Origin of the sequence: Kitasatospora sp. NPDC058063 (genome assembly GCF_042885395.1) — a bacterium.
GTDB classification, from domain to species: domain Bacteria; phylum Actinomycetota; class Actinomycetes; order Streptomycetales; family Streptomycetaceae; genus Kitasatospora; species Kitasatospora lactacystinica.
Genome location: NZ_JBHVSD010000003.1, coordinates 207,796 through 232,842, shown reverse-complemented (window position 1 = coordinate 232,842; position 25,047 = coordinate 207,796). Strand labels below are relative to the sequence as shown.

At 74.8% G+C, this 25,047-nt stretch carries 20 protein-coding genes; 6 read left to right on the top strand and 14 right to left on the bottom strand.

All coding sequences use genetic code 11. The features are described 5' to 3' along the window. Positions 1–96 precede the first annotated feature (96 nt). On the bottom strand, positions 97–1,410 hold the full coding sequence (locus tag ACFVUY_RS07640; RefSeq protein WP_387728077.1) for a DUF6271 family protein: 1,314 nt from the start codon (positions 1,408–1,410) through the stop codon (positions 97–99). Then, positions 1,392–2,486, bottom strand: coding sequence for a phytanoyl-CoA dioxygenase family protein (locus tag ACFVUY_RS07635; protein WP_387728075.1), 1,095 nt, complete (start codon positions 2,484–2,486; stop codon positions 1,392–1,394). Before ACFVUY_RS07635 ends, ACFVUY_RS07640 begins: the two co-directional genes overlap by 19 nt. Positions 2,487–2,918: 432 nt before the next feature. Here ACFVUY_RS07635 and ACFVUY_RS07630 point away from each other — a divergent pair, with 432 nt between their 5' ends. Next, positions 2,919–4,880: an FUSC family protein gene (locus ACFVUY_RS07630; protein ID WP_387728073.1), complete on the top strand. Its 1,962-nt coding sequence runs from the start codon at positions 2,919–2,921 to the stop codon at positions 4,878–4,880. Between the two features lie 84 nt (positions 4,881–4,964). Here the strand turns inward: ACFVUY_RS07630 and ACFVUY_RS07625 are convergent, their stop codons facing one another. Beyond that, a complete protein-coding gene (locus ACFVUY_RS07625; RefSeq protein ID WP_387687962.1) occupies positions 4,965–6,368 on the bottom strand; it encodes an amidase in 1,404 nt (467 codons plus the stop codon). A gap of 308 nt (positions 6,369–6,676) precedes the next feature. On the opposite strand from ACFVUY_RS07625, the gene ACFVUY_RS07620 reads away from it, so the two are divergent. Both ACFVUY_RS07620 and ACFVUY_RS07615 read left to right on the top strand, forming a co-directional pair. Next, the gene (locus ACFVUY_RS07620) at positions 6,677–8,026 is read left to right on the top strand and encodes a cytochrome P450 (protein WP_387728071.1); all 1,350 of its coding nucleotides are present in this window, start codon (positions 6,677–6,679) and stop codon (positions 8,024–8,026) included. A 140-nt stretch (positions 8,027–8,166) separates the two neighbouring features. Continuing rightward, positions 8,167–8,898 carry a rhomboid-like protein gene (locus ACFVUY_RS07615; RefSeq protein WP_387728069.1) on the top strand — a complete coding sequence of 244 codons (732 nt, stop codon included), beginning with the start codon at positions 8,167–8,169 and terminating at the stop codon, positions 8,896–8,898. Positions 8,899–8,986: 88 nt separating this feature from the next. Here ACFVUY_RS07615 and ACFVUY_RS07610 read toward each other — a convergent pair whose 3' ends face one another. Then, a complete protein-coding gene (locus ACFVUY_RS07610; RefSeq protein ID WP_387687968.1) occupies positions 8,987–9,568 on the bottom strand; it encodes a DUF421 domain-containing protein in 582 nt (193 codons plus the stop codon). A 54-nt stretch (positions 9,569–9,622) separates the two neighbouring features. Further along, positions 9,623–10,450 carry a LysR family substrate-binding domain-containing protein gene (locus ACFVUY_RS07605; protein ID WP_387687970.1) on the bottom strand — a complete coding sequence of 276 codons (828 nt, stop codon included), beginning with the start codon at positions 10,448–10,450 and terminating at the stop codon, positions 9,623–9,625. Between the two features lie 58 nt (positions 10,451–10,508). Between ACFVUY_RS07605 and ACFVUY_RS07600 the strand changes: the two genes are divergently transcribed. Continuing rightward, entirely contained in the window at positions 10,509–10,946 is a 438-nt protein-coding gene (locus ACFVUY_RS07600) for a DUF5997 family protein (protein WP_387687972.1), read from the top strand. Positions 10,947–11,085: 139 nt separating this feature from the next. Here the strand turns inward: ACFVUY_RS07600 and ACFVUY_RS07595 are convergent, their stop codons facing one another. Next, on the bottom strand, positions 11,086–12,177 hold the full coding sequence (locus ACFVUY_RS07595) for a YncE family protein (RefSeq protein ID WP_387728067.1): 1,092 nt from the start codon (positions 12,175–12,177) through the stop codon (positions 11,086–11,088). 395 nt (positions 12,178–12,572) lie between these two features. On the opposite strand from ACFVUY_RS07595, the gene ACFVUY_RS07590 reads away from it, so the two are divergent. Continuing rightward, positions 12,573–13,277 (top strand): hypothetical protein, encoded by a 705-nt coding sequence (locus ACFVUY_RS07590; RefSeq protein ID WP_387728220.1) that lies wholly within the window; start codon positions 12,573–12,575, stop codon positions 13,275–13,277. A gap of 24 nt (positions 13,278–13,301) precedes the next feature. Here ACFVUY_RS07590 and ACFVUY_RS07585 read toward each other — a convergent pair whose 3' ends face one another. The 4 genes from ACFVUY_RS07585 to ftsH form a co-directional block, all read right to left on the bottom strand. After that, on the bottom strand, positions 13,302–14,069 hold the full coding sequence (locus ACFVUY_RS07585; RefSeq protein ID WP_380540564.1) for an SDR family NAD(P)-dependent oxidoreductase: 768 nt from the start codon (positions 14,067–14,069) through the stop codon (positions 13,302–13,304). Between the two features lie 188 nt (positions 14,070–14,257). After that, positions 14,258–15,238: an ADP-ribosylglycohydrolase family protein gene (locus tag ACFVUY_RS07580; protein ID WP_387728065.1), complete on the bottom strand. Its 981-nt coding sequence runs from the start codon at positions 15,236–15,238 to the stop codon at positions 14,258–14,260. Next, positions 15,235–16,074, bottom strand: a complete 840-nt coding sequence (nadE, locus tag ACFVUY_RS07575) for an ammonia-dependent NAD(+) synthetase (protein ID WP_387728063.1) — start codon at positions 16,072–16,074, stop codon at positions 15,235–15,237. The genes ACFVUY_RS07580 and nadE overlap by 4 nt, the downstream gene beginning before the upstream one ends. Before the next feature lie 65 nt (positions 16,075–16,139). Continuing rightward, positions 16,140–18,041 (bottom strand): ATP-dependent zinc metalloprotease FtsH, encoded by a 1,902-nt coding sequence (gene ftsH / locus ACFVUY_RS07570; protein WP_387728061.1) that lies wholly within the window; start codon positions 18,039–18,041, stop codon positions 16,140–16,142. A 783-nt stretch (positions 18,042–18,824) separates the two neighbouring features. On the opposite strand from ftsH, the gene ACFVUY_RS07565 reads away from it, so the two are divergent. Then, a complete protein-coding gene (locus ACFVUY_RS07565) occupies positions 18,825–19,418 on the top strand; it encodes a DUF1707 domain-containing protein (RefSeq protein ID WP_387728059.1) in 594 nt (197 codons plus the stop codon). 98 nt (positions 19,419–19,516) lie between these two features. Here ACFVUY_RS07565 and ACFVUY_RS07560 read toward each other — a convergent pair whose 3' ends face one another. From ACFVUY_RS07560 to ACFVUY_RS07545, 4 genes are all read right to left on the bottom strand, one after another. Continuing rightward, complete coding sequence (locus ACFVUY_RS07560; RefSeq protein ID WP_387687985.1) at positions 19,517–20,236, bottom strand: DsbA family protein; 720 nt, start codon at positions 20,234–20,236, stop codon at positions 19,517–19,519. Positions 20,237–20,323: 87 nt separating this feature from the next. Then, positions 20,324–21,913: an alpha/beta hydrolase gene (locus tag ACFVUY_RS07555; RefSeq protein WP_387728057.1), complete on the bottom strand. Its 1,590-nt coding sequence runs from the start codon at positions 21,911–21,913 to the stop codon at positions 20,324–20,326. Positions 21,914–22,530: 617 nt separating this feature from the next. Then, positions 22,531–23,271, bottom strand: a complete 741-nt coding sequence (locus tag ACFVUY_RS07550) for a DUF6461 domain-containing protein (protein ID WP_387687989.1) — start codon at positions 23,269–23,271, stop codon at positions 22,531–22,533. Between the two features lie 276 nt (positions 23,272–23,547). Then, positions 23,548–24,783, bottom strand: a complete 1,236-nt coding sequence (locus tag ACFVUY_RS07545; RefSeq protein WP_387728055.1) for a glycosyltransferase — start codon at positions 24,781–24,783, stop codon at positions 23,548–23,550. Positions 24,784–25,047 lie beyond the last annotated feature (264 nt).

Sequence of the window (25,047 nt, the reverse complement as noted above, 5' to 3'; positions counted from 1 at the left end):
GCCGGGGTGGCCGGCGGCATGGCTGGTGGCGTGACCGGTGGTGTGGCCGGTGGCATGGCTGGTGGTCTGGCGTATCACGTGGAGTTCCCCGTCCGGCTAGCGTGGCCGCCGGTCGACGGGGGTGGCCCTGCTCGCCCGCACCAGCGGGCCCCACGCGTCGATCAGCGCTGCGAAGTCCTCGATGTCCGTCTGCGCCTCGTCGAGCAGGCGCGCCCGCAGGGGCGCCAGGTGGTCCGCGAACTCGGCGTACTTTCCGCCGAGGCGTCGGTAGCAGCGGTCGAGTTCGGCGAGCCTGCGGTGGTTCTCCGCGCGGTCCGTCGCGGCGCTGCGACGGGCGGATTCGGCGATCGGTTCGGGGCGGACGCGGTGCTGTTCGTCCAGCAGGGCGCCGCCGGCCGCCTCCATCTCGGAGTAGACCGGGTAGAGGTAGAGCATGGAGAGCAGGAACTTGGCGTAGCGCAGCTGGTAGGCGGTGAAGCCGGGGCCGGTACGCCGTTCCGGGGTGTGGTAGTTGACGATGTGGCGGTTGTGGGTGACGCCCGGCAGGGTCGCGTCGCGCACCAGGTGGTGCAGGAAGTAGTCGCTGCCGATGGTGTCGGTGGCGGGCGGCAGCGGCACCCGTTCGTAGACCTCGTGGTGGAGGCCGATGTTGCACATGTCGATGTGCCAGATGTCGGGCAGGTCGAGCACCGCGCGGTCGGCGGTGAACGGCTCGGTGCCGCCTCCGGTGAAGGAATCGGCGACGAGTTCGCGCTTCTCCTCCTCGCTCGCGCCGGTGGGCGCCCAGAGCGCGACCACGTCGTGGTGGACCTCGGGGTCGAGTTCACGGATCCCGCCGATGTCGACGGAGAGTTCACCGACGAAGGAGGCGCCGACCAGTGCGACCGGCTTGTCCGCGTGCGCCGCGTCGAGGGTGTTCTCGGTGACGGCGGCGGCCGCGTCGGCGGCCTTCAGTCCGAGCGTGGCCAGCTCGTGCTCGATCGGGAACACCGGTTCGCCGTCGAGCAGTTGGTACCGGCTGTCGGAGTCCCGGCGGTGCACCGACTCGCAGCCGAGCGCGGCGGCCAGCAGGAACGCCCGGTTGGTGCAGGCGCCGTAGGAGACGGCGTCGGGCAGCATCAGGCGCAGCAGCCGGCCCCGGTCGGCCTCGCCGGATCGGTCGATCACCTCGCGCAGGAAGGCGCGTTGGGCGTCCTCGTCCAGGTGGTGGACGACCACGCCGTCGACGGCCGGCAGGCCGGCGAGGGACCCGGCGTGCCGGGCACGGTCCGCGGGCTCGGCGGAGTCCAGCACCAGCAGGTGCACCCGGACGCCGAACCGCCGTACGGCGTAGGCGGCTTCGGCGCCGATCGCGGTGATGGTGTCCGCGCACGCGCGGTTGGTGGGCAGGGTCAGGCAGACGTCGCGCATTCCAGCTCCCCGGTGTCCCCGCATTCGTCGAACGGCTTGCCGCGCCAGGACCGCAGTCCGAGCAACTTCTCCCCCAGTTCGGTGAGTTCGGCGGTTCCGTAGCGCTGCGCCTCGGGCCGGTCGGCGTCGCCGACCAGCGTGCGGTTCCAGTCCGGCGTGCCGAGCGTGCGCCAGGACTCCACCCGGGAGCGGCGCAGCTTCTCGGACTCCTCCAGCGCGGGCATCATCGACAGGTACTGCACCGCGCGCACGCCGTCGGCCGAGGTGTTGCGCTCGACGCCGTGGGCGAGCAGGCCGTTCCAGATCAGCAGGTCGCCGGCCTTCAACTCGGGCCGGACGACGGGGAACTCGGCGCGGTCGACGTCCGGGCGGATCGGGTCGCGGTCGGCCGGCTGGGCGGCCCGCCACTCGTCGAAGCGGCGGAACAGCTCCGGGTCGCACTGGAAGCCGCCGTGGTCGGGGGCGGTGTCGTTGAGCGCGATGATGCCCTGGACGCGCTGCGGCAGTATGTCCCGGGTGGTGTCGACGTCCCAGTGCAGCTCGATGTCGAAGCCGCGGTCGGTGGGCTCGATCAGCGCGCGGTCGCGGTTGCGGACGTTCGGCGGGTTGAGGTTGAGCCGGTCGAGGGTGACCCAGAGCTCCTCGCAGTCCCACACGTCCACGAAGGCGTCGTAGACGCGCTGCGACTGGCGGCTGTCCCAGATGAGCTGGTGGTGGTAGGCCTCGACGAAGCCGTAGACGTGCAGGTGCCGGTCGAGTTCGTCGCGGTACTCGCGCTCGCGGTACCAGTCCTCGGGGCGGTCCGGCGACAGGCCCTGGAACTCCCAGGCGAAGTCGAGCAGTCGGCGCGCGGCTCCGGCCGGGATCGCCTGCTTCACCACCACGTAGCCGTAGGTCCGCCAGAACGCGTGGTCCTCCTCCGAGAGCACCCGCAGCGGGTGCTTCTTGCGGACCTCGCGCAGCGCGGTCGGGGCGAGGTAGCTCTCGGTGTCGGCACTGAAGTAGGGGCGCTGCGACGCGGCCCGGTACAGGTATTCCCCGTCGGGTCCGTCGGGGTGTTCGGCAGGGCTCGGCATGGGCAGTCACTCCATGGTTCGTAGTCGACGCAGCGCTTCCTCGCGGGCTCGATGCGGGCACGGCGAGTCGACGGCCGGCCACCGGCCGCAACAGGAATTCGAGTGCGGCCCGGAGGGCCGTCCGCATACGGTCCTTCTCGCCTCGGCCCGCGGGCGCGGAACAGCGCCACGTCAGAGGGCCAACTCTCCCGCCCGGCAAGGCACCTCACCCCGCATCAGCCTTTGCCGAACCGCGCTCCCCATACGTTGGACTAGACCAACTAATGGTGTCAACCCTTTCCTGCGGGTTACCGATTGGGAAATCAACGCAGCTCACGACGCCTCTCGGGGTTCGCTTTATGTTTCGGAGACTGACATAAGAGCGGGTATGTTTCTGGAATTGACATATTCGCGCGCACGGTGAACCGGTCGGCCCGGCCGTACGTTGGGCTCATGGCACCCGCGCTGACGGCTCCCCCGTGGCTGACCGAGGGTCTGCGGCCCCGGGCCGCGCCCGTCCCGTGGGCCGCGGTCGCCCGCGCGTCCGTCGCCCTCTCCGCGCCGCTCGCGGTGGGCACCGCCACCGGGCGGCCCGCCTACGGCGCGCTGGTGTCGATGGGCGCGCTGTCCGGAGTCATCGGGGACACCGCCGACGCGTACCGGATGCGGGTCCACAACATCGCCGTGCCCCAGCTGTTCGGCGCCCTGGGGATGCTGCTCGGCACCCTGGTGTTCGGCGCCGGCTGGACGGCCGTCGCGACGGTGACCGTCGTCGCGCTGGTCTCCGGCATGATCTCCTCGATCGGCGCCGTCGCCTCCGTCTCCGGGCTGCTCCTGCTGCTCAACGCGGTCGTCGGGGCCGGGCTGCCCCTGCCCTCCCCCTGGTGGCTGCCGCCCGCCCTGCTGCTGCTCGGCGGCCTGGTGGTGCTCGCCCTGACCCTGCTCGCCTGGCCGCTGCGGGTGGGCGTCCCCGAACGGGCGGTGGTGGCCGGCACCTACCGGGCGGTCGCCGACCTGCTGGAGGCGGCCGGCACTCCGGAGTACGACGGACGCCGCCGCGAACTCACCCGCTCACTCAACCAGTCCTACGACCTGCTGCTCGCCCGGCGGGCCCGCCGGCACGGCCGCTCACCCACCCTGGTACGGCTGCTCGCCCAGCTCAACGCGGTGATCCCGGTGGTCGAGGCGGCCTCGGCGGCCCAGCTGCGCCCGCCCGAGTTCGGCCCGCTGGCCGCCGGCTACCCGGCCGCCGTACGCGCGCTGGCCGACGCCGTCGAGCAGAACCGCACCGGCCCGCCCCCGCCGCTCGGCCTGCCGGTCCCGGCCGGCCCGTCCACCCGCGCGCTGGTCCAGGCGATCGGGCACGCCGCCGTCGTCGTGCACGAGGCCGCACCCGACCCGTACGCCACCGGCGACCGGCTGGGCCGCCCCGCCGGGATCGAGGTCCGGGCCCGGCGGGCGACCAGGGCACTGCTGCTGTCCGGCGCGTCCTGGCGGTACGGGCTGCGGCTGGCACTGTGCATCGGGCTGGCACAGGTGCTGGTCTCGGTGATCGCGGTGCCCCGCTCGTACTGGGTGACGCTGACCGTGACCTTCGTGATGAAGCCCGACTTCGGCTCGGTGTTCTCCCGCGCGGTGCTGCGCGCGCTCGGCACCGCCGCCGGGCTGCTGATCGCCGTCCCGGTCCTGGCCGAGGTGCCGCACGGCTGGTGGGACGTCCCGGTGATGGCGGCACTGGCGGCCCTGATCCCGGCCCTGTCCGCCAAGGGGTACGCCTTCCAGACCGCGGCCATCACCCCGGTGATCCTGCTGCTCTCCGACCTGCTCAACCACCAGGGCTTCCGCCTGGTGCCGCCCCGGCTCTACGACTCGCTGATCGGCTGCGGCATCGCGTTGCTGGTCGGCTACCTGCTGTGGCCGGACTCCTGGCACACCCGGATCGGCGACCGGCTCGCCGACGCCGTCCAGGACACCGCCTCGTACGTGTCGCTGGCCCTCGCCACCGCGCCCGGACGGGACGAACCGGCCCGCGCCCGCTACCGGCGCCGCCTCTACCGGGACCTGTCCACCGTGCGCAGCGAGTTCCAGCGGGCGCTCACCGAGCCGCCGCCGGTCGGCACCCGGGCGGAGGCCTATTGGCCGGTGGTGATCGCGGTCGAGCGGATCGTGGACACCACCACCGCCACCCGGGTGCGGATCGAGCACGGCGCTCCGGTGCCGACCGCCGCCGAGGTCGCCACCGTCACCCGGGAGCTGACCGGCCTCGCCGAGGCGCTGCGCACCGGTGGACCGCCGCCGGGGGCGGAGCCGGACGCGCTGGCGCCGGACTGCGCGCTGGCCCGGCTCCACCACGAGGTGCGCGCCGCCCGGTCGGTGGTGGCGCCGATGACCCGAACCGCTGCGCCGGCGCCCTGAGCGCGGCCGGTCCCGGACGCTCGGCGTTCGGTCCCCGCCCCGCGGGTTCGGTCCCGGCCCCGGGTGCGCCCCGCCCCGCTGGGCTCAGTCCTGGATCCGCCGCCAGGGCCGGTCCGCCTCCAGCGCGAAGGCCAGCTCCAGCAGCAGCCGCTCCTGCCCGTGCGCCGCCGACAGGTGCACCCCGACCGGGAGCCCGCCGGGCTCGGAGCCCGCCGGCAGCGCGATGCCCGGGCCGCCGGTCACGTTGTTGACCGGGGTGAAGGCGACGTAGCGCATCAGCCGGTCCATCAGCTCGTCGAAGTCCACGTTCGGGCTCAGGTACCCGATCGGCGGGGCGGTGTGGGCGAGCACCGGGGAGAGGATCACGTCGTGGTCGCGGAAGATCCGCGCGTACACGCCCTCGGCCCGGCGCAGCCGCCGCAGCACGCCAGGGGTCTGCGGGAACTCCGCCCGGAACCGGCGGCGCAGTCCGGTGGTCAGGCCGTCCAGCTTCCCGGCCCGGAAGCTCGGGTCGATCAGCAGCCGGCCGGTGGCGGCGATGGCCCAGGCGATGTAGCCCCAGTAGCTGACGAAGTCGCGGGAGAACTCCTCGCCGAAGGGCAGTGCGGTCGGCTCGACCAGGTGGCCCATCGCCTCCAGCCGGGCGGCGGTCTCCTCGACCACCTGCCGGGTCGGCCCGTCGGTCTTGGCGATCGGCGAGTCCACCACCAGGCCGATCCGCAGCCGCCGATCGCCCGGCCCCTCGACCAGACCGAGCGGAGGAAGCCCGGGGTTGCCGCGGTGCCGCTCGGCGGCGGCGAAGAAAGCGGCGGTGTCGCGCACCGAGCGGGTCAGCACGCCGTCGGTGACCAGGTCGATCGGCAGTTTGCCGCTCTGGGCGTTGGTGACCAGCCGGCCCCGGGTGGGCTTGAGCCCGACCAGCCCGCAGCAGGCCGCCGGGATGCGGATCGAGCCGCCGCCGTCGTTGGCGTGCGCGATCGGCACCACGCCGGCGGCCACCAGGGCCGCCGCGCCGCCCGAGGAGGCGCCGGGCGAGTGCGAGGGCTTCCAGGGGTTGCGCACCGGCTGGGCGGTGGCGAACTCGGTGGAGGCGTTGAGGCCGAACTCGGGCAGTCTGGTCTTGCCGAGGACGGCCAGGCCGGTGGAGAGGAACTGGTCGGTGAAGCGCGCGTTGCGGCGGGCCGGGCGGGCGCGGTAGGCCTCGCTGCCCATCGCGGTCGGCAGGCCGCGCAGGTCCACGTTGTCCTTGAGGTAGGTCGGTACGCCCCAGAGCGGACCGCCGATCCCCTCCCGGCTGATCCGCGGTTTGTCGTACGAAGCATGGGCGACGGGCAGCAGCGCGCCGTCCACCCGCGCGGCCCGGTCGACGGCCGCGCCGACCAGTTCCCTCGGGTTGACCGCGCCCGCCCGGACCAGCGCGGCGAGCGCCACCGCGTCGTGGGCGCCCAGGGCGTCGTCGGCGAACGCATGGACCCGCTCGTCGGTCATCCGAACTCCCCACTCCCTGCCGGACGTTCCACCGTCCGGCGATCACACCGGTTGGTCGTACCTGCCCGGTTCTACTGACCGGTAATCTCGCAGGGCTTCGAGTGTAGGCACGACCGGCGGCCGTCGCCCGACCGGGGTCGACCCCGGCGGGTAAACGCTCCATCAAATCTTCGAGGGCGCACGACCGTTCGGCCCGCGCCCCCGCGTTCACCCCGTCCGCCCGTCCACGATCGTTTCGCCGCACGCCGCCGGGAAAGATCACGTTCGCGATTCGTCCCGGTCCTCCCGCCCCAACCAAGGTGACGCCCGTGCCGACCCCCTTTTTCCCGACCACCCGGTTCACCGCGGCCACCGCCCCCGGCGGCCTCCCGCTGCTCGGCCACGCCCCCGCCCTCCTCCACCGCCCGCACGAGTTCGTCGCCGGCCTGCCCGCCCACGGCGACCTCGTCCGGCTGCGGCTCGGCCCGCTCCACGCGTACGTGGTCTGCCACCCCGAGCTGGTCCGCCGGCTGCTCACCGACGACCGCACCTTCGACAAGGGCGGGCCCCTCCTCGACAAGGCCCGGGAGGTCCTCGGAAACGGCCTCGCCACCTGCCCCGCCGCCGCCCACCGGCGCCAGCGCCGCATGCTGCAGCCCGCGTTCCACCGCGACCGGCTGCCCGGCTACGCCGCGCTGATGGCCGAGGAGATCGGCGGCGCCACCGCCCGCTGGCGCGACGGCGACGTGATCGACGTCCCCGCCGCGATGCACCGCCTCTCCACCGCCGTCACCGCCCGCTGCCTGTTCGCCGCGCACGAGCGGGCCGGCACCCTGCCGGTGCGCCGGTCCATGGACGCCGTCACCCGCGGCGTCGGCCGCCGGGTGATGCTGCCGCTGCCCGGCGCCGACCGCCTCCCCACCCCCGGCAACCGCCGCTTCCGCCGCGCCCGACAGGACCTGCGGGAGATCACCCGGCGGCTGATCGCCGACCACCGCGCCGCCGGCACCGACCGGCACGACCTGCTCTCCACGCTGCTCGACGCGACGGACGAGGACGGCCGGGGCCTGACCGACGCCGAGGTCCACGAGCAGGTGGTCACCTTCCTGCTGGCCGGCACGGAGACCACCGCCGCCACCCTCTCCTGGGCCTGGACGCTGCTCGCCGCCAACCCGGCCGTCCGGATGCGGCTGCACGCCGAACTCGACACCGTCCTGGACGGCCGGCCCGCCCGCCACGAGGACCTGCCCGCCCTGCCGCTCACCGCCCGGATCGTCAGCGAGACCCTGCGGCTCTACCCGCCGCCGTGGATCCTCAGCCGCACCGCCACCGTCGACACCGAGCTCGGCGGCCACCGCATCCCGGCCGGCGCCACCCTGTTGTACAGCCCCTACCTGCTGCACCGCCGGGCCGACCTCTTCCCCCGCCCCGACCGCTTCGACCCCGACCGCTGGCTCACCACCGCCCGCCCCGCACCCGGCACCTACGCGCCCTTCGGCCTCGGCGCCCGCCGCTGCATCGGCGAGGTCTTCGGCACCACCGAGGCCGTCCTCGCCATCGCCACCATCGCCGCCCGCTGGACCATCGCCCCCACCCCCGGCCGGCCCGTCCGCCCCACCCGCGGCTCCTCCCTCACGCCCCGGCCCTTCACCGCGACACTCACCCGCCGGGTCCGCTGACCGCACGGCGACCGGGCTCCGACGCCGTCCGCGCCGGGTCCGCCGACCGGATCCCGGCCCGGCTTCGGTACTGTCCCGGCGTGGCCGGCCGCACGGGCGCCGGCCGGAACCACGCCGCTCGACCGGGACGCCACCAGACCATGAACGCTCGAACCCCCTCGGGGCTCCTGACCGGGCTGCTGCGCGCCGCCCGGACGTACCCGCGCCGCTCGCCGCTGACCTTCGGCTACGTCGTCCTGCTCCTGCTCGGGCACGTCTGGGTCGAGAACCTGCTCGCCGCCGACCGCGCGGACGCACTGCGCGACCACATCAGCACCAACCTCGACAACCTGCACGACCACCCGGTCAGCGCCCTGCTCGGCAGCGCGCTGCTCTTCGACGGCACCCTCACCGAGATCCTCTCCACCGGCTTCGGCAGCACCCTGATCACCCTGGGCCTCGGCGTCTGCTGCTGCCTCGCCTGGACCGAGCGCCGCTTCGGCGGCCTGCGCGCCGCCGCCGTATTCCTCGGCGGGCACATCGGCGCCACCCTGATCACCGCCGCGGTGATCCTGCTCGCCCTGCGCCACGGCTGGTACCCGGAGAACGTCCGCGGGGCCTCGGACTACGGCATCAGCTACGGCGCCCAGACCGTGCTCGCCCTCGCCACCCTCGCCGTGCCCCGCCGGGCCCGGCTGCCCTGGGCCGCCTTCGTCGTCGCCTGGCCGCTCTCCGGCGGCGACTGGCCCGGCCCCCTCCCGGGCTTCACCACCGTCGGGCACCTCCTCGCCGCCGCCCTCGGCTTCGCCCTGGCCGCCACCGTGGCCCTCGGTGCCTCGCGGCGCCGGCGTGCCGGGGCCGAGCGGCCGGCGGACGTCCACCCGAACCCGTGACCGGCCCCGGCTCTCCAGGGCCTCCCGGTTCCAGGGCCCGTCGGTCCCAGGACCTGTCGGGGCGGGCGGGCCGAGGCCCGGGCGGCGGTCAGCCGGGCGGGCGCCGGTCGGCGGCGATGGCGGTGAGCAGCCGCTCGATCTCCTCCAGCCGGCGCCGCAGGTCCGCGACGTCGCCCCGGGTGGCGCTCTGCTCGCCCGCCTTGAGGGAGACCAGCAGCTGTCCGTCCGGCTCCAGCCGGGCCCGCGCGACGTCGCCGACCTTGTCGCCGTTCTGGATCCGGATGGCGTGCTCCAGCTCGGACGGGCGCAGCGCCAGGCTGTGCAGCGCGCCGTCGACCAGCTTGCCGTCCTTCACCACGGTGGTCGGCCTTCCCTCCAGGACCCGCGCGGCCCTCGGGTCGCGCGCGAGCCAGCGGGTGACGGCGGCGTTCACCGCGATCAGGGTCACCGCCCCGATCGCGCCGCCGAGCAGGCTGTTGTCATTGCCGATGATGGCGTTCTGCACCACGTTGGAGAGCAGGAAGACCACCACCATGTCGAAGGTGTTCAGCCCCGCCAGCCCGCGCTTCCCGGCGAGCCGGAACAGCACCAGGATCAGCACGTAGACGGCGATCGTGCGGAGGACCTTCTCCACGATCGGAATCTGGACGGCCATCAGGTCGTGCCACACTGCCCCGCTCCTCCCGCCTCGCCCGCTGCGAACGGGGCAGACGCTACGCCACGGTCACCGCTTGGGCCTGCCGCGCCGGGCCGCCGCGCCCCGCCCGCCGGCCTTGGCTCCCCCGGCCTTCGGCGCCCCGGCCCGCTGCCCGCCGGACTTCTGGCCGCCCGCCTTCTGCGCACCGCTCTTCTGCCCGCCGGCCCGCTGCGGCTGCGGCTTGCCCCGGCCCGCCGCCGCCTTCTTCGGCTGCGCCTCGGGAGCCGCCTGCCCGGCCCCGCGGCCGCGCGAGCTGTTGACCGTACGGCCGCGGACGATCCCGATGAACTCCTCCACCAGGTCCGTCGTCCGCTCCTGCGGCCAGGACAGCGCCACCTGGGACTGCGGCACGTCCGCCACCGGCCGGAAGGTGAGGTCCCGGCGGTGGTGCAGCCGGGCCAGGGACTGCGGCACCAGGAGCACGCCGACGTTCGCCGCGACCAGCTCGACCGCGTCCTCGGTGCTGTCCGGACGGGCGACGGCGGGGCGCCCGGGCAGGGTGTCGGCGGTGAGGCCCAGGGTGTCGTCGAGCGGGTGGAAGACCACCTCGTCCGCCAGGTCCTCCACCGAGGCCTCCTCGGCGGCGGCGAGCCAGTGGTCCTTGGGGAAGACCACGACGGTGGTCTCGGTGTAGAGCGGGATCGCGCTCAGCACGTCCTTGTCGACCGGCAGCCGGACCAGTCCGGCGTCCGCGCCGCCCTCGCGGAGGGTCCGCTCGGCGTCACCGGACGCGACCGCGAGGAGGTCCAGCGGCACGTCCGGGAGCCGCTCCTCCCAGACCCGGACCCATTTGCCGGGGGTCACGCCCGGGACGTACACGAGCCGGAAGGTCGGGTTCACCTGCATGTCTGTCACAGGGCAAGGCTACCGACCGTGACCGGGAGCGCCCGCGCACTCCCTTACCCTTGTCACCATGACATCGCTCAAGCAGAAGACCAGCCAGACCATGAAGCCGGCCACGGCGGCCAAGAAGCTGGGGATCTACCTCGACGCCGCGCCGACCGACTTCCAGGAGGGCGTGGTCTCCCGCGAGGAGCTGAACGCGCTGCAGGCCGAGCCGCCGCAGTGGCTCCAGGACCTGCGCAAGAACGGCCCGCACCCCCGCCCGGTGGTCGCCGCCCGGCTCGGCATCTCGATCTCCGGCCTGGCCCGGGGCGGCGTGACCGAGGCGCTGACCACCGAGCAGATCGAGGCCCTCCGGGCCGAGAACCCGCTCTGGCTCCAGCACGAGCGCGCCAACCAGGTGGACCTCCGCAAGGAGACCGCCCGGATCAAGGAGAAGCACGAGAAGGAGGCCGCCGAGGCCGCCGCCAAGGCCGCCAGGGAGGCGAAGGCCGCCCAGGCCCGCTGACCTGCCCTCCTCGGGCCCGGCACGGCGGCGCTCCGGCGCCGGCTGCCGGGCCCGTTCTCGTCGGGCCCGTTCCCGTTCTCGTCGGGCCCGTTCCCGTTCTCGTCGGGCCCGTTCCCGTCGGGCGCCGCTCGTCGGGTCCCTAGAAGCGGACGGTCCGCAGGACGGAGTCCCCGCCCTTGAGCCCGGCCAGGTAGAGGGTGCGGCCGTCCGCGCCGAGCTGGACCTGGACGACGGAGTCCAGGCCGAAGCCGGTGACGGTCTCGCCGGGAACGGCCGCGCCGGTCGCGGGGTCGTACGACAGCAGTGCGGCCTGCGGGGTCCTCGCGCCGGTGAACACGCGGACCCGACCGGAGTCCGGGCTCGTCCCGAGCAGCTGGGGACCGTCGGCGAAGGCCCCGAGGCCGAAGGCGGACCGGAAGGTGTTCGTCTCCGGGTCCAGGATGTCGGCGGTGACGGTGCCGTAGTCGCGGTAGCCGCTCGCGTAGACGGTGCGGCCGTCGGCAGCGAGCACGATCTCCTCGGCGGAGCCGAAGTCCGCCACCGGGTCGATGACCTCCGGGGCGGCGCCCTCGACGTCCAGGTGGTAGAGGTTGTCCGCGGTGCCGACCCAGGCGTCGGTGGCGTCGGGGCCGAGCACCACCCGGCCGACGGTGTAGCCGGTGAGGGTCACGCCGCCGGTGAAGGTCCGGGTGGCGGGGTCGTAGGCGAGGACGCGGCCGGCCCGGCTGCCCAGGCGCACGCCCCAGGGGCCGTACTGGGACAGGTACACCCGGGTTCCGTCCGGGCTGACGGTCACCCCGTTCAGCGCGCCCTTGGTCATGGCCCCGGGGCGGGGCTGGTCGGGCGTGGCGACCCGGGCGAGCTGCTGTCCGGTCGCGGCGTCGAAGGTCAGCAGGTCCCAGTCGACGGTCACGTAGACCCGGCTGCCGTCCGGGCTGACGGTCGGACGGCCGACGCTGTCGAAGCCGGTGACGGTGAGCAGGTCGGTGCTCGCCCCGGTACGGGTGTCGATGCTGCGGACGACCCGGGCCGAGTGGCCGGGGTCGACGGCGTGGCCGACCACCGCGTAGACGCGGGTGCCGTCCGGAACGACGGCGAAGGACTCGGCCGTGCCGCCGAACGCCAGGTTGTCCGCCGTCGGGACGGCCCGGGCCGCGCTGACCGGCGGGCCCTCCGGCGCCGCGGCCGCGGCCTCCGTCCCGGTCAGCAGCAGTGCCCCTGCCGCCGCCACCGCTCCAAACCAACGCGCTTTGCGCACAAGCCTGTTCATGCTTTCCCTCCCGCCGGTCGGATCGCGGCACTGCCGCGTCCGCGTCAGGCTACGACACGGCCCGCGGACGGCGAAGCGGTTCGGTCGTACTCTGCCCGGCTCCGTCCGGACACAGCCCCTTCACGGCATCGACAGAACCGGAACCGGCCATCGGCGGCGGCCGGATCCACCTCCGCCGCGGAAACGGTTCCGCACGCCCGGCGAAGGCTTCCCGCGCCCGCACGTGGCGTCACTCCGACGGCCCCGCGGACGCGGTAGGGTCCGCTGGCGCGGCACCGGCCCGTCCGGCGGCCGCCGCCCACGCCCACCCCCGAGGGAGGAACCCCGTGCCGGCTCCCGCCCGCCGCGCCCCGGCCATGGCCGCGGCCGTCCTGCTCGCCGCCGCAGCCGCAGGCTGCTCGCCCGGCGGCGGCCACGCCGCCAAGGGGGCCAGGTCCGCCTCCGCCTCCGCCCCGGCCGCTGCGGGTGATGCCGCGGCGGCCGCCCCGCCGCTGGCCGCCGCGATCGTCACCGGCCCCGGCCCGAAGGCGATTTACGACGTCCAGCCGCAGCCCGCGCCGGGCAGCTGCCACTACCGCTACACCGCGGACAAGCAGCCGCTGCCCGACCCCTCCTGCACCCCGGGCGCGATCAGCCCCGCGGTGAACCAGGGCAACCTCAAGGACACCATCTGCAAGCAGGGCGGCTACACCTCGACCATCCGCCCGCCGTCGAACATCACGGGCAAGGAGAAGGCCGAGAACGCCAAGTCCTACGGCTATGACGGCCCGATGGGCGACGCCGAGTACGACCACCTGATCAGCCTCCAACTCGGCGGCGACCCCAACGACCCGCGCAACCTGTGGGTCCAGCCGCCCTCCCCCGGCCACGTCCCCGGCAAGGGCCCGAACAACCCCAAGGACTCGGTGGAGACCCACCTCCACACCGCGATCTGCAAGGGCCAGGTCACCCTGGCCGCCGCCCAGCAGGCGATCGCCACCGACTGGACGACCGCCGAGGCCAAGCTCGCCCTCCGCGCCGCATCCAGCCCGGCCTCCGAGCCCGACGCCGACGGGGACTGACCGGCCGCTCCCCGAAGCCCGGACTCAACGTCCCAGCACCGCACCGCCGTTGAGTCCGATCACCTGACCGGTCAGATACCCGGCGGCCGGCGAGGCGAGATAGGCGACCGCCTCGGCCACATCGGCCGGGGTGCCCGCCCGACCGACCAGGGTGTCCGCGACCTTCCGGGCGTGGAACTCCTCGCTCCAGCCGGCCCCGAAGATCTCGGTGTCCTCGATGTAACCGGGCGCGAGCACGTTCACCGTGATCCCGTCCGGCCCCAACTGCCGGGCCAGACCGAACGCCCAGCCGTGCAGCGCGGCCTTGGCGGCGGCGTACGAGCCCGCCGAGTGCGGGCCCGCGCCACCGCGCTGGGCCGCGGCCGAACTGACCACCACCAGCCGGCCGCCGGGACGGCGCAGCCCGTCCTGGAGCGCGGTGGTCAGCAGCACGGCGGTGAGCAGGTTGCCGTCCAGGTCCCGCCGCCAGGAAGCGGCCAGCGCGCCCAGACTGCCGTCGGCCGGCGGGGTGACGATCGCACCCGCGTTGTTCACCAGCACGTCCACCGGCCCGAGTCCGGTGATCCGGGCCGCCGCCGCCTCGACCGCCGCCGGGTCGGTCAGATCGGCCGCGACCGGCACGACCCGCCCCGGACCGGCGGCCCGCTCGATCTCCTCCCGGGCCTGCTCCAGCACGGCCGGCCTGCGGCCCAGGATCACCACCCGGTGCCCGTCCCCGGCCAACCGCGCCGCGATCGCCCGGCCGATCCCGGTACCGCCCCCGGACACCACCGCGAGCCGATCCACCGTCATCACTTCGTCCCCCGTTCGTCAACCGGCCGCACGCCGGTCGCGCCGACCCCGGATCGGGCCGCACACCCCCATCGTGGCAGCCCCGCCCCTTGGCCCCCACGCCGCACCCCGCACCCCGCACCCCGGCACCGTGGCCGGGCACGCGGGCGGGCGCGCTCCTCGCTCATCCGCCGGCGCCGGGCACCGCGTCACTGGTCGCGCCGGCGGGCACCCCCGTTGCCCCGATCCGCGCCACCGGCCTCCCAGGCCGTCAAGCTCCGCGCCAGATCGAGCAGTTCGGGCGCGCGGAGCACCCGCCCGCCGAACCCGGGCAGCTCGACGTGCAGCGGCCCGGTCCAGCGCTCCGGGATCGCCGCCAGGCCGTACCGGGCACCGGCCAGGCCGCCGGTGACGGCGGCCACGGTGTCGGTGTCCCCGCCGAGGTCGATCGCGGCGCGCAGCGCCTGCTCGAAGCCCTCGGTGGTGCGCAGCGCCCAGACCGCCGAGCCGAGACAGGGCCATACCGCGCCGTTGGCCTCGGTGGCGCGCTCCGGGTACCAGTCCGGGGCGAGGACGGTGGCGTAGCGCTCCCGGTGGCCGGGGTCGACGTGGGCGAGGACGGCGGGGAGCTCGGCCAGCGGGTCGGCGCCGTGGAGCGCGAGCCGGACGAGCTCGTGGAAGATCGCCGAGCCCTCCCAGGCGGCCCCGTCCCCGTGGGTCAGCGCCGCGATGCGCCGGGCCGCGTCCATGGTGGCCCGCCGACCGGCGCGGGCGAACGCGACGGCGGAGGTCGAGGCCCGCATCAGGGCGCCGTTGCCGGCGGCGCGCAGCGTGGTGTTGAAGTGGACGGCGGCGGCGAGGTCCCAGGGCAGGCCGCTGGTCAGGACGGCTTCCGTCTGGATGCCGATGTCCTGGGGGTCGGCGGCGGCCCAGCGGCGGAACCGGTCGAAGACGTCCGGGAGGTCCAGGCTTCCCCGCTCGATCAGGGACTCGGCGACCAGGACGGCCATCTGGGTGTCGTCGGTGGCCTCGCCGAGCCCCCAGCCGCCGCCCGCCACCAGGTCACCGGGGGTGTCCGGGAAACGGGCGGAGAAGGCGCCGGCCGGGCCGAACTCGTAGGGGGCGCCGAGGGCGTCGCCGACGGCGGCTCCGAGGACGGCCCCGGCGGCGCGCTCGTCGGGGCCGGTCATGCCACGGGCGGGACGACCGGCAGGTTGCGCTTGTGCTCGGTGCGGCGGTAGTGGCCGAGGACGGTGCGGAAGACGTCCTCGCTGACCGGCAGGCCCTCCAGGAAGTCGTCCAGTTCGTCGTAGCCGACCCCGAGGGCGTCCTCGTCGGGGCGGCCGGGGGCGAGGTCCTCCAGGTCCGCGGTCGGGACCTTCTTGACCAGCTCGGCCGGTGCGCCCAGCGCCTCGGCGATCGCCCGCACCTGCCGCTTGGTCAGGCCGGACAGCGGCATCACGTCGGCCGCGCCGTCGCCGAACTTGGTGAAGAAGCCGACGGCGGCCTCGGCGGCGTGGTCGGTGCCGACGACCAGCCCGCCCTTGGCGCCCGCCGCCGCGTACTGGGCCACCATCCGCTGGCGGGCCTTGACGTTGCCGCCGACGAAGTCCTCGTGGCCGCGGTCGGTGTAGGTCAGGCCGGCGGCCTTCAGAGCGGCGAGCGCGCCGTCGGTGGCGGGCTTGACGTCGACGGTCAGCACCTCGTCGGCGCGGATGAAGCCGAGCGCGAGCTGGGCGTCCGCCTCGTCCGCCTGGACACCGTACGGCAGCCGCATCGCGGTGAAGGTCACCTGGCGGCCCTCGGCCCGCAGCCGCTCGACGGCGAGCTGGCAGAGCCGGCCGGCGGTGGTGGAGTCGACGCCGCCACTGATGCCCAGCACCAGGCTCCGCGCGCCACTGGTCCGTACCTGCTCGGCCAGGAACTCCACCCGGCGCTCGGCCTCCGTCGCGGGGTCCGGCACGGGCGCGACCCCGAGGGCACGGGCGATCTCCCGCTGGACGTCGGCGGGCAGGGGCTCGGTCATTCCGACTCCTCGGGACGGTGGTGGGTGGCGCGGTCACGAGGATACGACCACCGGCGATGCGGCCGTCACGGGCGGGGGGTCTCCCCCGGGCCGGCGGGCTCCCCCGGGCCGTCCGCGTCCGTGGGCCCGTCCGCGTCCGCCGCCCTGTCCACGTCCGCCGCCCCGTCCGGCTTCCGCAGCGAGACCGGCCGCTCGGGGCCCGGCGCCGGGTGCGTCAGGATGTCGAGCACCACCGCGCCGTCCACCGTCTCCTGGGCCACCAGCAGCGCCGCCAGCTCGTCCAGGTGGTGCCGGTGCTCGGTGAGCAGGCCGAGGGCCCGCCGCTCGGCCTGGCGCAGCAGGCCGGCCACCGCCTCGTCCACGGCGCGCTGGGTCTGCTCGGAGTACGGGCGGCGCAGCAGGTCCTCGGGGTTGTCGCCGAGGTAGTGCGGGGTGCCGCTGGAGTAGCCGACCGGCCCGAGCTCCGGGGAGAGGCCGAATTCCCGGACCATCCGGGTGGCGACCGAGGTGGCGTTGGCGAGGTCGTTGGCGGCGCCCGTGGAGCCTTCGCCGAAGACCAACAGTTCCGCCGCGCGGCCGCCGAGCTGGACGGTGAGCAGGTCGGTCAGGTAGCCCTCGCTGTACAGGTGCCGCTCGGCCTCGGGCAGCTGCTCGGTGGCGCCGAGGGCGACGCCGGCCGGGAGGATGGTCACCTTGGCGACCGGGTCGGCGCGCTCGCACAGCGCGGCCATCAGGGCGTGCCCGGACTCGTGCACCGCGACGGCGTGCCGCTCCTCGGGCAGCAGCGCGTTGGAGGACTCCCGGCGGCCGAGCAGCACCCGGTCGCGGGCGGTGTCGAGGTCGTCGGCGGTGAGGGTGGCCCGGTCGGCGCGCACGGCGTTGATGGCGGCCTCGTTGACCAGGTTGGCGAGGTCGGCGCCGGAGAAGCCGGGGGTGCCGCGGGCGAGCCGTCCGAGGTCGACGTCCGGGGACAGGGTCTTGCCGCGGGAGTGCACGGCGAGGATGGCGGCCCGCTCGGCCTGGTTGGGCAGCGGGACGGTGACCTGCCGGTCGAAGCGGCCGGGGCGCGTCAGGGCCGGGTCGAGGGCGTCCGGGCGGTTGGTGGCGGCGATGACGACGATGCCGGTGCTCTGGTCGAAGCCGTCCATCTCGGCGAGCAGCTGGTTCAGGGTCTGCTCGCGCTCGTCGTTGCCGCCGAACCGGGTGCCGCCCGCGCGCCGGCCGCCGACGGCGTCGATCTCGTCGATGAAGATGATCGACGGTGCGCGTTTGCGGGCCTCGTCGAAGAGGTCGCGGACCCGGGAGGCGCCGACGCCGACGAACATCTCCACGAAGCCGGAGCCGGTCACCGAGAGGAAGGGCACCGAGGCCTCGCCGGCGACCGCCCGGGCCAGCAGGGTCTTGCCGGTGCCCGGCGGCCCGACCATGATCACCCCACGTGGCCCCTTGGCCCCGGCGGCGGCGTACCGCTCCGGGCTGCGCAGGAAGTCGACCACCTCGCTGACCTCCTGCTTCACCCCCTCGTACCCGGCCACGTCGGCGAACCCGGTGTCCGGCCGCTCGGCCTCGATGATCTTGGCCCGGGACCGCCCGATGGCGCTCAGACCGCCGCCCAGCGAGCGGGCGGCCATCCGGCCGGACCAGAGGAAGAGCGCACCGAAGATCAGCAGCGGCAGGAACAGCAGCAGGGTCGACCAGATCGAGCCACTGCTGCTCCGGCTGCCGGTGACCGTCACGTGGTGGTCGGCGAGCGCGCCGCTGAGCTGGGAGGTGTCCAGGGCGGTGGGGATCTGGCTGGTGAAGTGGGTGCCGTCCTTGAGCGTGCCGCTCACCCCGCCGGTGTCGCTGACGTTCACGGTCTGCACCTGGCCGGAGTCCACCCGGCTCACGAAGTCGGAGTAGCCGTAGCGCGTGCCGGGCTTGCCGGAACTGGAGAAGAGCACCAGCAGGAGCAGCGTGACCAGCACCGCGACGGGCAGCAGCCAGCGGCGCCACGACGGCGGGGGCGGAGCTTTGGCCGGACCGCCGGGGCCCTGGTTCCGGCCCTGGCCGGGGCCCTGATCGGGGCCCCGGTTTCGGCCCTGGCCGGGGCTCGGTCCTCGCGGCTGGCCCCAGCTCTGCCTCGGGCGCGGGCCCGGGTCGGAGTCGCGGTCGGCGCCGGGGCCGGGTCCGGGACCGGGGTCGGCGCCGGGGCTGGAACCGGGACCGGGTGGAGTCGCGGAGTGACGGACAGCGCGCAGCCGGATTCGTACGATCATCCACGCTCACCGCCTCTCGGGGGGCCCGAACAGCCTCCGCCCCTCCATGGTCGGACGGTCCGGGCCCGGACGGGAGCCCGAAGGGGGTGGCAACGGTCCACTCGGGGGAGAACGACCCGCTCGGCGCCACGGCCCGCAGCGCCGGATCGGGCTCGGGCGGCGGACTCGGGCGTCGGGCTCGGCGTCGGCACGGGAGGCGGACTCGGGCAGGTCGAAGGCCGGTCCGGTACGTGGGGGCGGGCCGTCGCGAACGGTTCGCGGAAGCCGGCCGGGCGCTTCCACCGCACCCGGCGAAGCCTTCGCCCGGCCGCTCCGGCCGACGCGGCCGCGTCCTCGACGGCCCTTCGACCCGCGTCCTCGGCCGCCCCCTCCGACCGTCCCCCGCCGGCCGCTTCTTCGGCCGCTCCTCCGGGCGCGCTCAAAGATCCTCGGGCCGTGCGGAGTTGGCGATCGAGCCGCCCACCAGGACGCTTCGTGACCTAGAGTAGCCGCATGGTCAACGAGGAACTGCCAGCCCTGCACAAGACGCCCGAGGCCGCCGTGGAACCCCGGGCCGGGGACAGCGACCGGGAGGCGGTGGCCGAGCAGTTGCGGGTCGCCGCCGGTGACGGCCGCATCGACCTCGGGGAATTGGAGGAGCGGCTCGACCGCACCTACGCCGCGCGGACGTACGGCGAACTCGACATCCTGGTGGCCGACCTCGGCGGCCGGGTGGAGGCCCGGGAGGCGTCCGCGACGGAGGAGGTCCTCACGCTCCGGCCCCGGATGAACAACATGGTGCAGAGCGGCCGCTGGTCCGTGCCCCGCCGGATCGTCGCGGAGACCAAGATCTCGCTGCTCACGGTCGACTTCACCGAGGCCGTGTGCCCCCACAAGGAGATCACGGTCGAGGCGTCCACTGGCATGGGCCACATCCGGCTGATCGTCCCGCGCGGCTGGGGCGTACGGATCGACCCGTCGAGCACCAACACCGGAAACATCGTCAACAAGGCCGCCGAGCAGGCGGAGCCGGGCGCCCCGGTGCTGACCGTGATCGGCCACCCCCGGTCGGGGCCGATCAGGATCAAGCAGCGCCGCCGGGGCTGACGGGCCGGAGGCCGGGCCCGCGGCGGTCCTCCGTGCGGGCACCGAGGGGGCTCGGTGCGGGCACGGCGAGGGCGCGGCGCGGCCTCCGCCGGGGTGGCTCAGGAGAAGTCGAGCCCGCCCGTCCGGGTCCGCTTGAGCTCGAAGAACTTCGGGTACCCGGCCAGCAGCCGCACGCCCTCGAAGACCCGTACGGCGTCCTCGCCGCGCGGGATGGCGCTCAGCACCGGGCCGAAGAAGGCAACGCCGTCCACGTGGATGGTCGGCGTGCCGACCTCCTCGCCGACCGGGTCCATGCCCTCGTGGTGGCTCTTGCGCAGGGCCTCGTCGTACGCGGTGCTGTTCGCCGCCTCGGCCAGCTCCTCCGGCAGCCCCGCTGCCACGAGCGCCTCGCGGATGACGGCGTCGTCGGCCTCGCGGTCCTGGTCGTGCAGTCGGGTGCCGAGCTCGGTGTACAGCTCGCGCAGCACCTGCGGACCGTGCTGTTCGGCGGCGGCGATGCAGACCCGCACGGGGCCCCAGCCGGTGGTCATCAGGCGCTGGTAGCGCTCGGGCAGGTCGGTGCGGCCCTCGTTGAGGACGGACAGGCTCATCACCCGGAAGTTCAGGTCGAGTTCGCGCTGCCGATCGACCTCCAGGATCCACCGGGAGGTTATCCAGGCGAAGGGGCAGACGGGGTCGAAGTAGAAGTCGACCTTGACGGTGTCGCTGTCGGCCCGGTGGCCGTTGCCGAGGTGCTGGTCAACGTGCTGGTCGAGGTGCTGGGCAAGCTGCTGGGCGGGCGCGCCGGTCGTCATATCGTTCGTCACATCGTTCGTCACACCGGAGAGGCTAGTGGACCGAGTGGCCCACTCTCCAGAGCCAATCGACAGCTGCCGCAGTGGGCCACTTTCCCGCCGCCCGGCCACTCAGCCGCACGTCGTCCCGTCCGCCGGCACCGTGCCGTCCAGCAGGTAGGCGTCCACGGTCTGCTTCAGGCACGGGTTGCCGGTGTTGTAGCCGCCGTGCCCCTCGCCCTGCAGGGTGACGGTGACGCCGACGCCCGCGCCGAGCTGCTGCGCCATCGTGCGGGCGCCCTCCACCGGGGTCGCCGGGTCGCCGGTGGTGCCGATCACCAGGACCGGGGCGGCGCCCGGCGCGGAGACGTCCGGGTGGGCGGCCCTGCCCGGGACGGGCCAGCCGGTGCAGGCGGTCAGGCCCCAGGCGGTGAAGGACCCGAACACCGGGGAGGCGGCACGGAACTGCGGAAGCTGCTGCTGCACGTCCTGGTCGGAGTAGCGCTGCCGGGCGTCCACGCAGTTGATCGCCCGGTTCGCGGCGTTCAGGTTGGTGTAGTGCCCCTGCGCGTCTCGCCCGTTCAGCGCGTCGGCGAGCTGGAGCAGCGTGTCGCCGGTCCCCAGCTCCATCGCCTCGGTGAGCCCGGTGGCCAGCGCGGGCCAGGTCTCCTGGCTGTACAGGGCGGCCGCGATACCGGTGACGGCCAGGCTCTCGGTGAGCTGCCGCCCCTGCTTGGTGGGCAGCGGCGACTGCGCCAGCTTCTGCACCAGTGCCTCGACCTTCGCGCTGCCGTCCTCGCCGCCCGCACCGGTCGGGCAGGCGGTCCCGGCCTGGGCGGCGCAGGCCTTCATGAAGTCGCCGAGGGCGAGCTGGAAGCCCTGGGCCTGGCCGAGCGCGGACTGCTGCGGGTCCTTGGTCGGGTCGACCACCGAGTCCAGCACCATCCGTCCGACCTGCTGCGGGAACAGGTGCGCGTAGACGCCGCCGAGCTGGGTGCCGTAGCTGATGCCGAAGTAGGAGAGCTTCTGGTCGCCCAGCACCTGCCGCATCAGGTCCAGGTCGCGCGCCGCGCTCTCGGTGTCCACATACGGCAGCACCGCGCCGGAGTTGTGCTCGCAGGCGGCGGCGAAGCCCGCGTTGTCGGCGTCCAGGACCTTCACCGCTTCGGGGGTTTCGGGGGTGCTGTCGGCGGCGGTGGCGGCGTCCATCGCCCGGTCGTCCAGGCAGGTCACCCCGGCGCTGGCACCGACTCCGCGCGGGTCGAAACTCACCAGGTCGTAACGGGAGTTGAGGGAGCTGTAGCTCGCGGCGAGGGCGGGCAGGGTGGCCACGCCGGAGGCACCGGGGCCACCGAAGTTGAACAGCAGCGAGCCGATCCGGTGCTCCTCGTCCTTGGCCCGGCTGCGGATCAGCGCGAGGTCGATCGTCGTACCGTCCGGCTTGCCGTGGTCCAGCGGGGCCTTGAGGGTGGCGCACTGCCAGTCCTCGGTGGCGGGCGCGGTGCCGCTGCCCTGGGCGCTGGTGGGGGCGGAGCAGGCGTGCCAGTCCAGCTGTTGGGCGGCCGCTCCGGTGGCGGCGCCGGTCCCCGTCCCCGCGCCGCCGGGCGCGGAGGTGGGCGCGGGCTCGGCGGCGGAGGAGCCGTCGCCCTGGCAGCCGGTGGCGGCGGTGAGCAGCAGGGCGGCCAGGCCGAACGCTCCGGCGCCGCGGACGACGGTGTGCATGGGGTGGGTCCACCTCTCGGGTCGGCCGGGCACCCGGTACGCGGCCTCGGGCCGGCCGGACGACGCCCCGGCGCTCGACGGGCCGGCGTACGCCCGGCGCTCGGTTCGTCGACGCACCACAGACCCTAGGGGCCGGATCCCGCGGATGCCTGGTGGAACCCCCTGGACGGGGGCGTGCGCCGAACCGGATTCCACCGGCCGACCGGGTGAAGGACGGGGCCGCACGGCCCGACTGCGGAGGCGCTCGCGACGACGGTGGGGGCGCGTCTCCCCGGCCCCCTCCCTGCCCTGGCCCTGCCGATCGGCAGGGCCAGGGCAGGGAGTGCGCCTCGGGAACCTCCCGATCGGCACATGTGCGACGAGCAGCCGGCGCGCAAGGATGACGGCCATCGGGGCCCCGCCGGTGGGGCCCGGAAAGGAACCCTGCCGTGACCACCCTGTTCCTGTCGCTTCCGCGCCCGCCGCTCCCGTTCCTGTCGCTCCCGTTCCCGCAGCTCCCGTTCCCGCCGCTCCCGCGTCTGCCGTTCGCCCTGCTCTCCGTCCGCCGGGTCCTCCTCCGCGCCCGCGTCAACGCTTCGCGGGCCGTCGGTGCCGCGGATCGCCGGCGCGGCACCCCCTCAGCGCAGCGCCATGCCCGGGGTTCCCCGCACCGCGTACGCCGGCAGGCGCAGCCCGCCGAGGGCGGCCCGGGGCAGGCTCAGCCCGAAGCGCCGCTCGACGGCACCGAGGGCGCGGCGGCGGGCGTCCCCTTCGGGCTCGCGCCCGGGGTCGCGGGGGGTCACGCCGTCGGCCTCCAGGACTCCGGCGGCGACCAGGTCCGGCACCAGCAGGTCCGGCTCCTGGCCCCAGCGCCAGCGTTCCTCGCCCAGGCCGAAGCCGCACAGCACGGCGCCGTCCCGGGCGTAGTCGAGCAGGGCCGGCCGCTGCTCCGGCATCGGGCGGAAGTGCACCACCTCGACGCCGTCGCGCGCTATCTCGATGAGCAGTTCGCCGCCCGTGGAGTCGCCGTACTCGATCGCGAACGACCAGCCGGCGCACTCGCCGACCCGGATCACACCGTCGCCGTCGTCACCGGGGCGGTAGACCTCGATGTCCAAGTCCCGGATCTCGGTGTCGCTGATCGGCTCGGTCGCGGTGGCCGGGTCGGCGCCCATCCGGCGGGCGAGCTCCTGGGGCGTGATCCCCCGGGCGAAGACGACGCCGCCGACCTCACCGTCCGGGTCGGGTCCGGCCGTTGACGGCCGGCCGGTCGACCGGCGCCCCGTTGACGGTCGGCCCGTGGCCGGCCGGCCGATGTCGGCGAGCCACTGGATGCCGTCCCCGTCCTGTCCCACTCCCCCGTGCGTGCCGTCGGTCATGCCGCCCTCCCCTCGCGCATGGCCTGCGGTGACCGGGCGCGCAAGTGGGCACCCTAACCGACCCTGCCGACACCCGGCCGCCGGTCGCCGGATCACTGCCGGAACCGGCCGTGCGCGGGCCGACAACCACCCCTGATCGATCGGAAGGAGGCCGATCCGGAATCGAACCCACCCGGCCCGCACGGCCGTTCACCGGGCGCCGCCGTTCACCGGGCCCCGCCGTTCACCGGGCCCCGCCGTTCACCCGGCACCTGCGCGGCCCGGCTCCCCGAGCACTCACCCGGACCCGGCGGGCACCTTCCGGCCCACGGCTTCGAACAGCAGCTTCGCGGCCACCGTCGCCCCGTCGGTGCGGATGCCGCCGGCCACGGCCCCCGCCCGCGCCCGGGTCCCGGGCTCCAGGGCCGTACCGAGCGCGGCGGAGAGCGAGTCCACGGTCGGCGTCCGGTCGAGGTGGGCCGCGCCGATGCCCAACTCGGCGACCCGGGCGGCCCAGTACGGCTGGTCGGCAATCCGGGGGACGACCACCTGCGGCGCGCCCGCCACGGCCGCGGTCGTCGTGGTGCCGGCGCCGCCGTGGTGGACGACGGCGGCCACCCTGCGGAACAAGGCCTGCTGGTTCACCTCGCCGACGACGTGACAGTCCTCGCGGTCGTCGATCGGGGCGAGCCCGGCCCAGCCACGGGCGAGCAGCACCCGGCGGCCGTGCGCACGGCTCGCTTCGACGGCCACCCGCGCGATGCCCTCCGGGGCGTACGCGGCCATGCTGCCGAAGCCGACGTACACGGGCGGTTCACCGGCGTCCAGGAACACCTCCAGGTCGGCCGGGAGCGGGCGGTCGTCGGGGAGGATCCACGCCCCGGTCGGCACCACGTCGAGTTCCGTCATGCCCTCCGACGGGCACAGGGTCGGATCCGCCGCCAGCCACGGCCGCTCGGTGAAGACGTGGTCGCGGACGTTCTCCACCGGCGGCAGACCGATGGCCGCCCGGTGGTCGTTGAGCGCCTCCCGGTACAGCCCGTTGACCCGCTGGGCGTCCTGCTCCCAGAGCTTCCGGTAGTCGGTCTCGTCCTGCGGGGACGGCGTGCCCGGCCGCCGACCGGGCCGGAAGTGCCGCGAGGGCAGTCCGAAGATGTGGAAGCAGGCCAGCACGTAGTGGAGGCCGAGCTTCTCCGCGACGTCCCGCGCCCCGGCCGGCATCAGGCCGGTCGCCAGCAGCACGTCGCAGCCCTCGGCCGCCGCGGTCAGCGTCTCGAACCTCGCGGCGACCAACTCGCGGGCCAGCCGGAACGCGTCCTCCGCGGTCGGCGGCTTCGGACCGGCGACGATCGAGCGCACCGACGGGCCGAGCGGCACCAGCGGCACCCCGGCCCTCGCCAGCAGGGCCGCGAACTCCTCGTCCGGCGGCGCGCACACCCGTACCTCCGCGCCGAGCCCCCGCAGCGCCGCCGCCAGCCCCGCCAGCGGCTCGACATCCCCGCGCGATCCCCATGTCGTCATCAACACGCGCATTTCACGACTCCCGTTTCCGCAGGTCATGGCCTTACGGTCGGGATTCTGCGCCACAACGGGGGCCTTGCCGCAAGCCCCGGGTCACGCTGTAGCTTGATAGTGGCAGGAGGATCGACTCTCCTTGCCGTTTCCTTTGGCCGCCCGGTCCCACCCGCTCCCCCGAACCGGCCGAACTGGCCGAACCGGCCGAACCGGCCGAACCGGCCGCACCGGCCGGCCACCCGCGATGAGCGGGCGGCCAGGCGGGCGGGCAGGCGGGCGGGC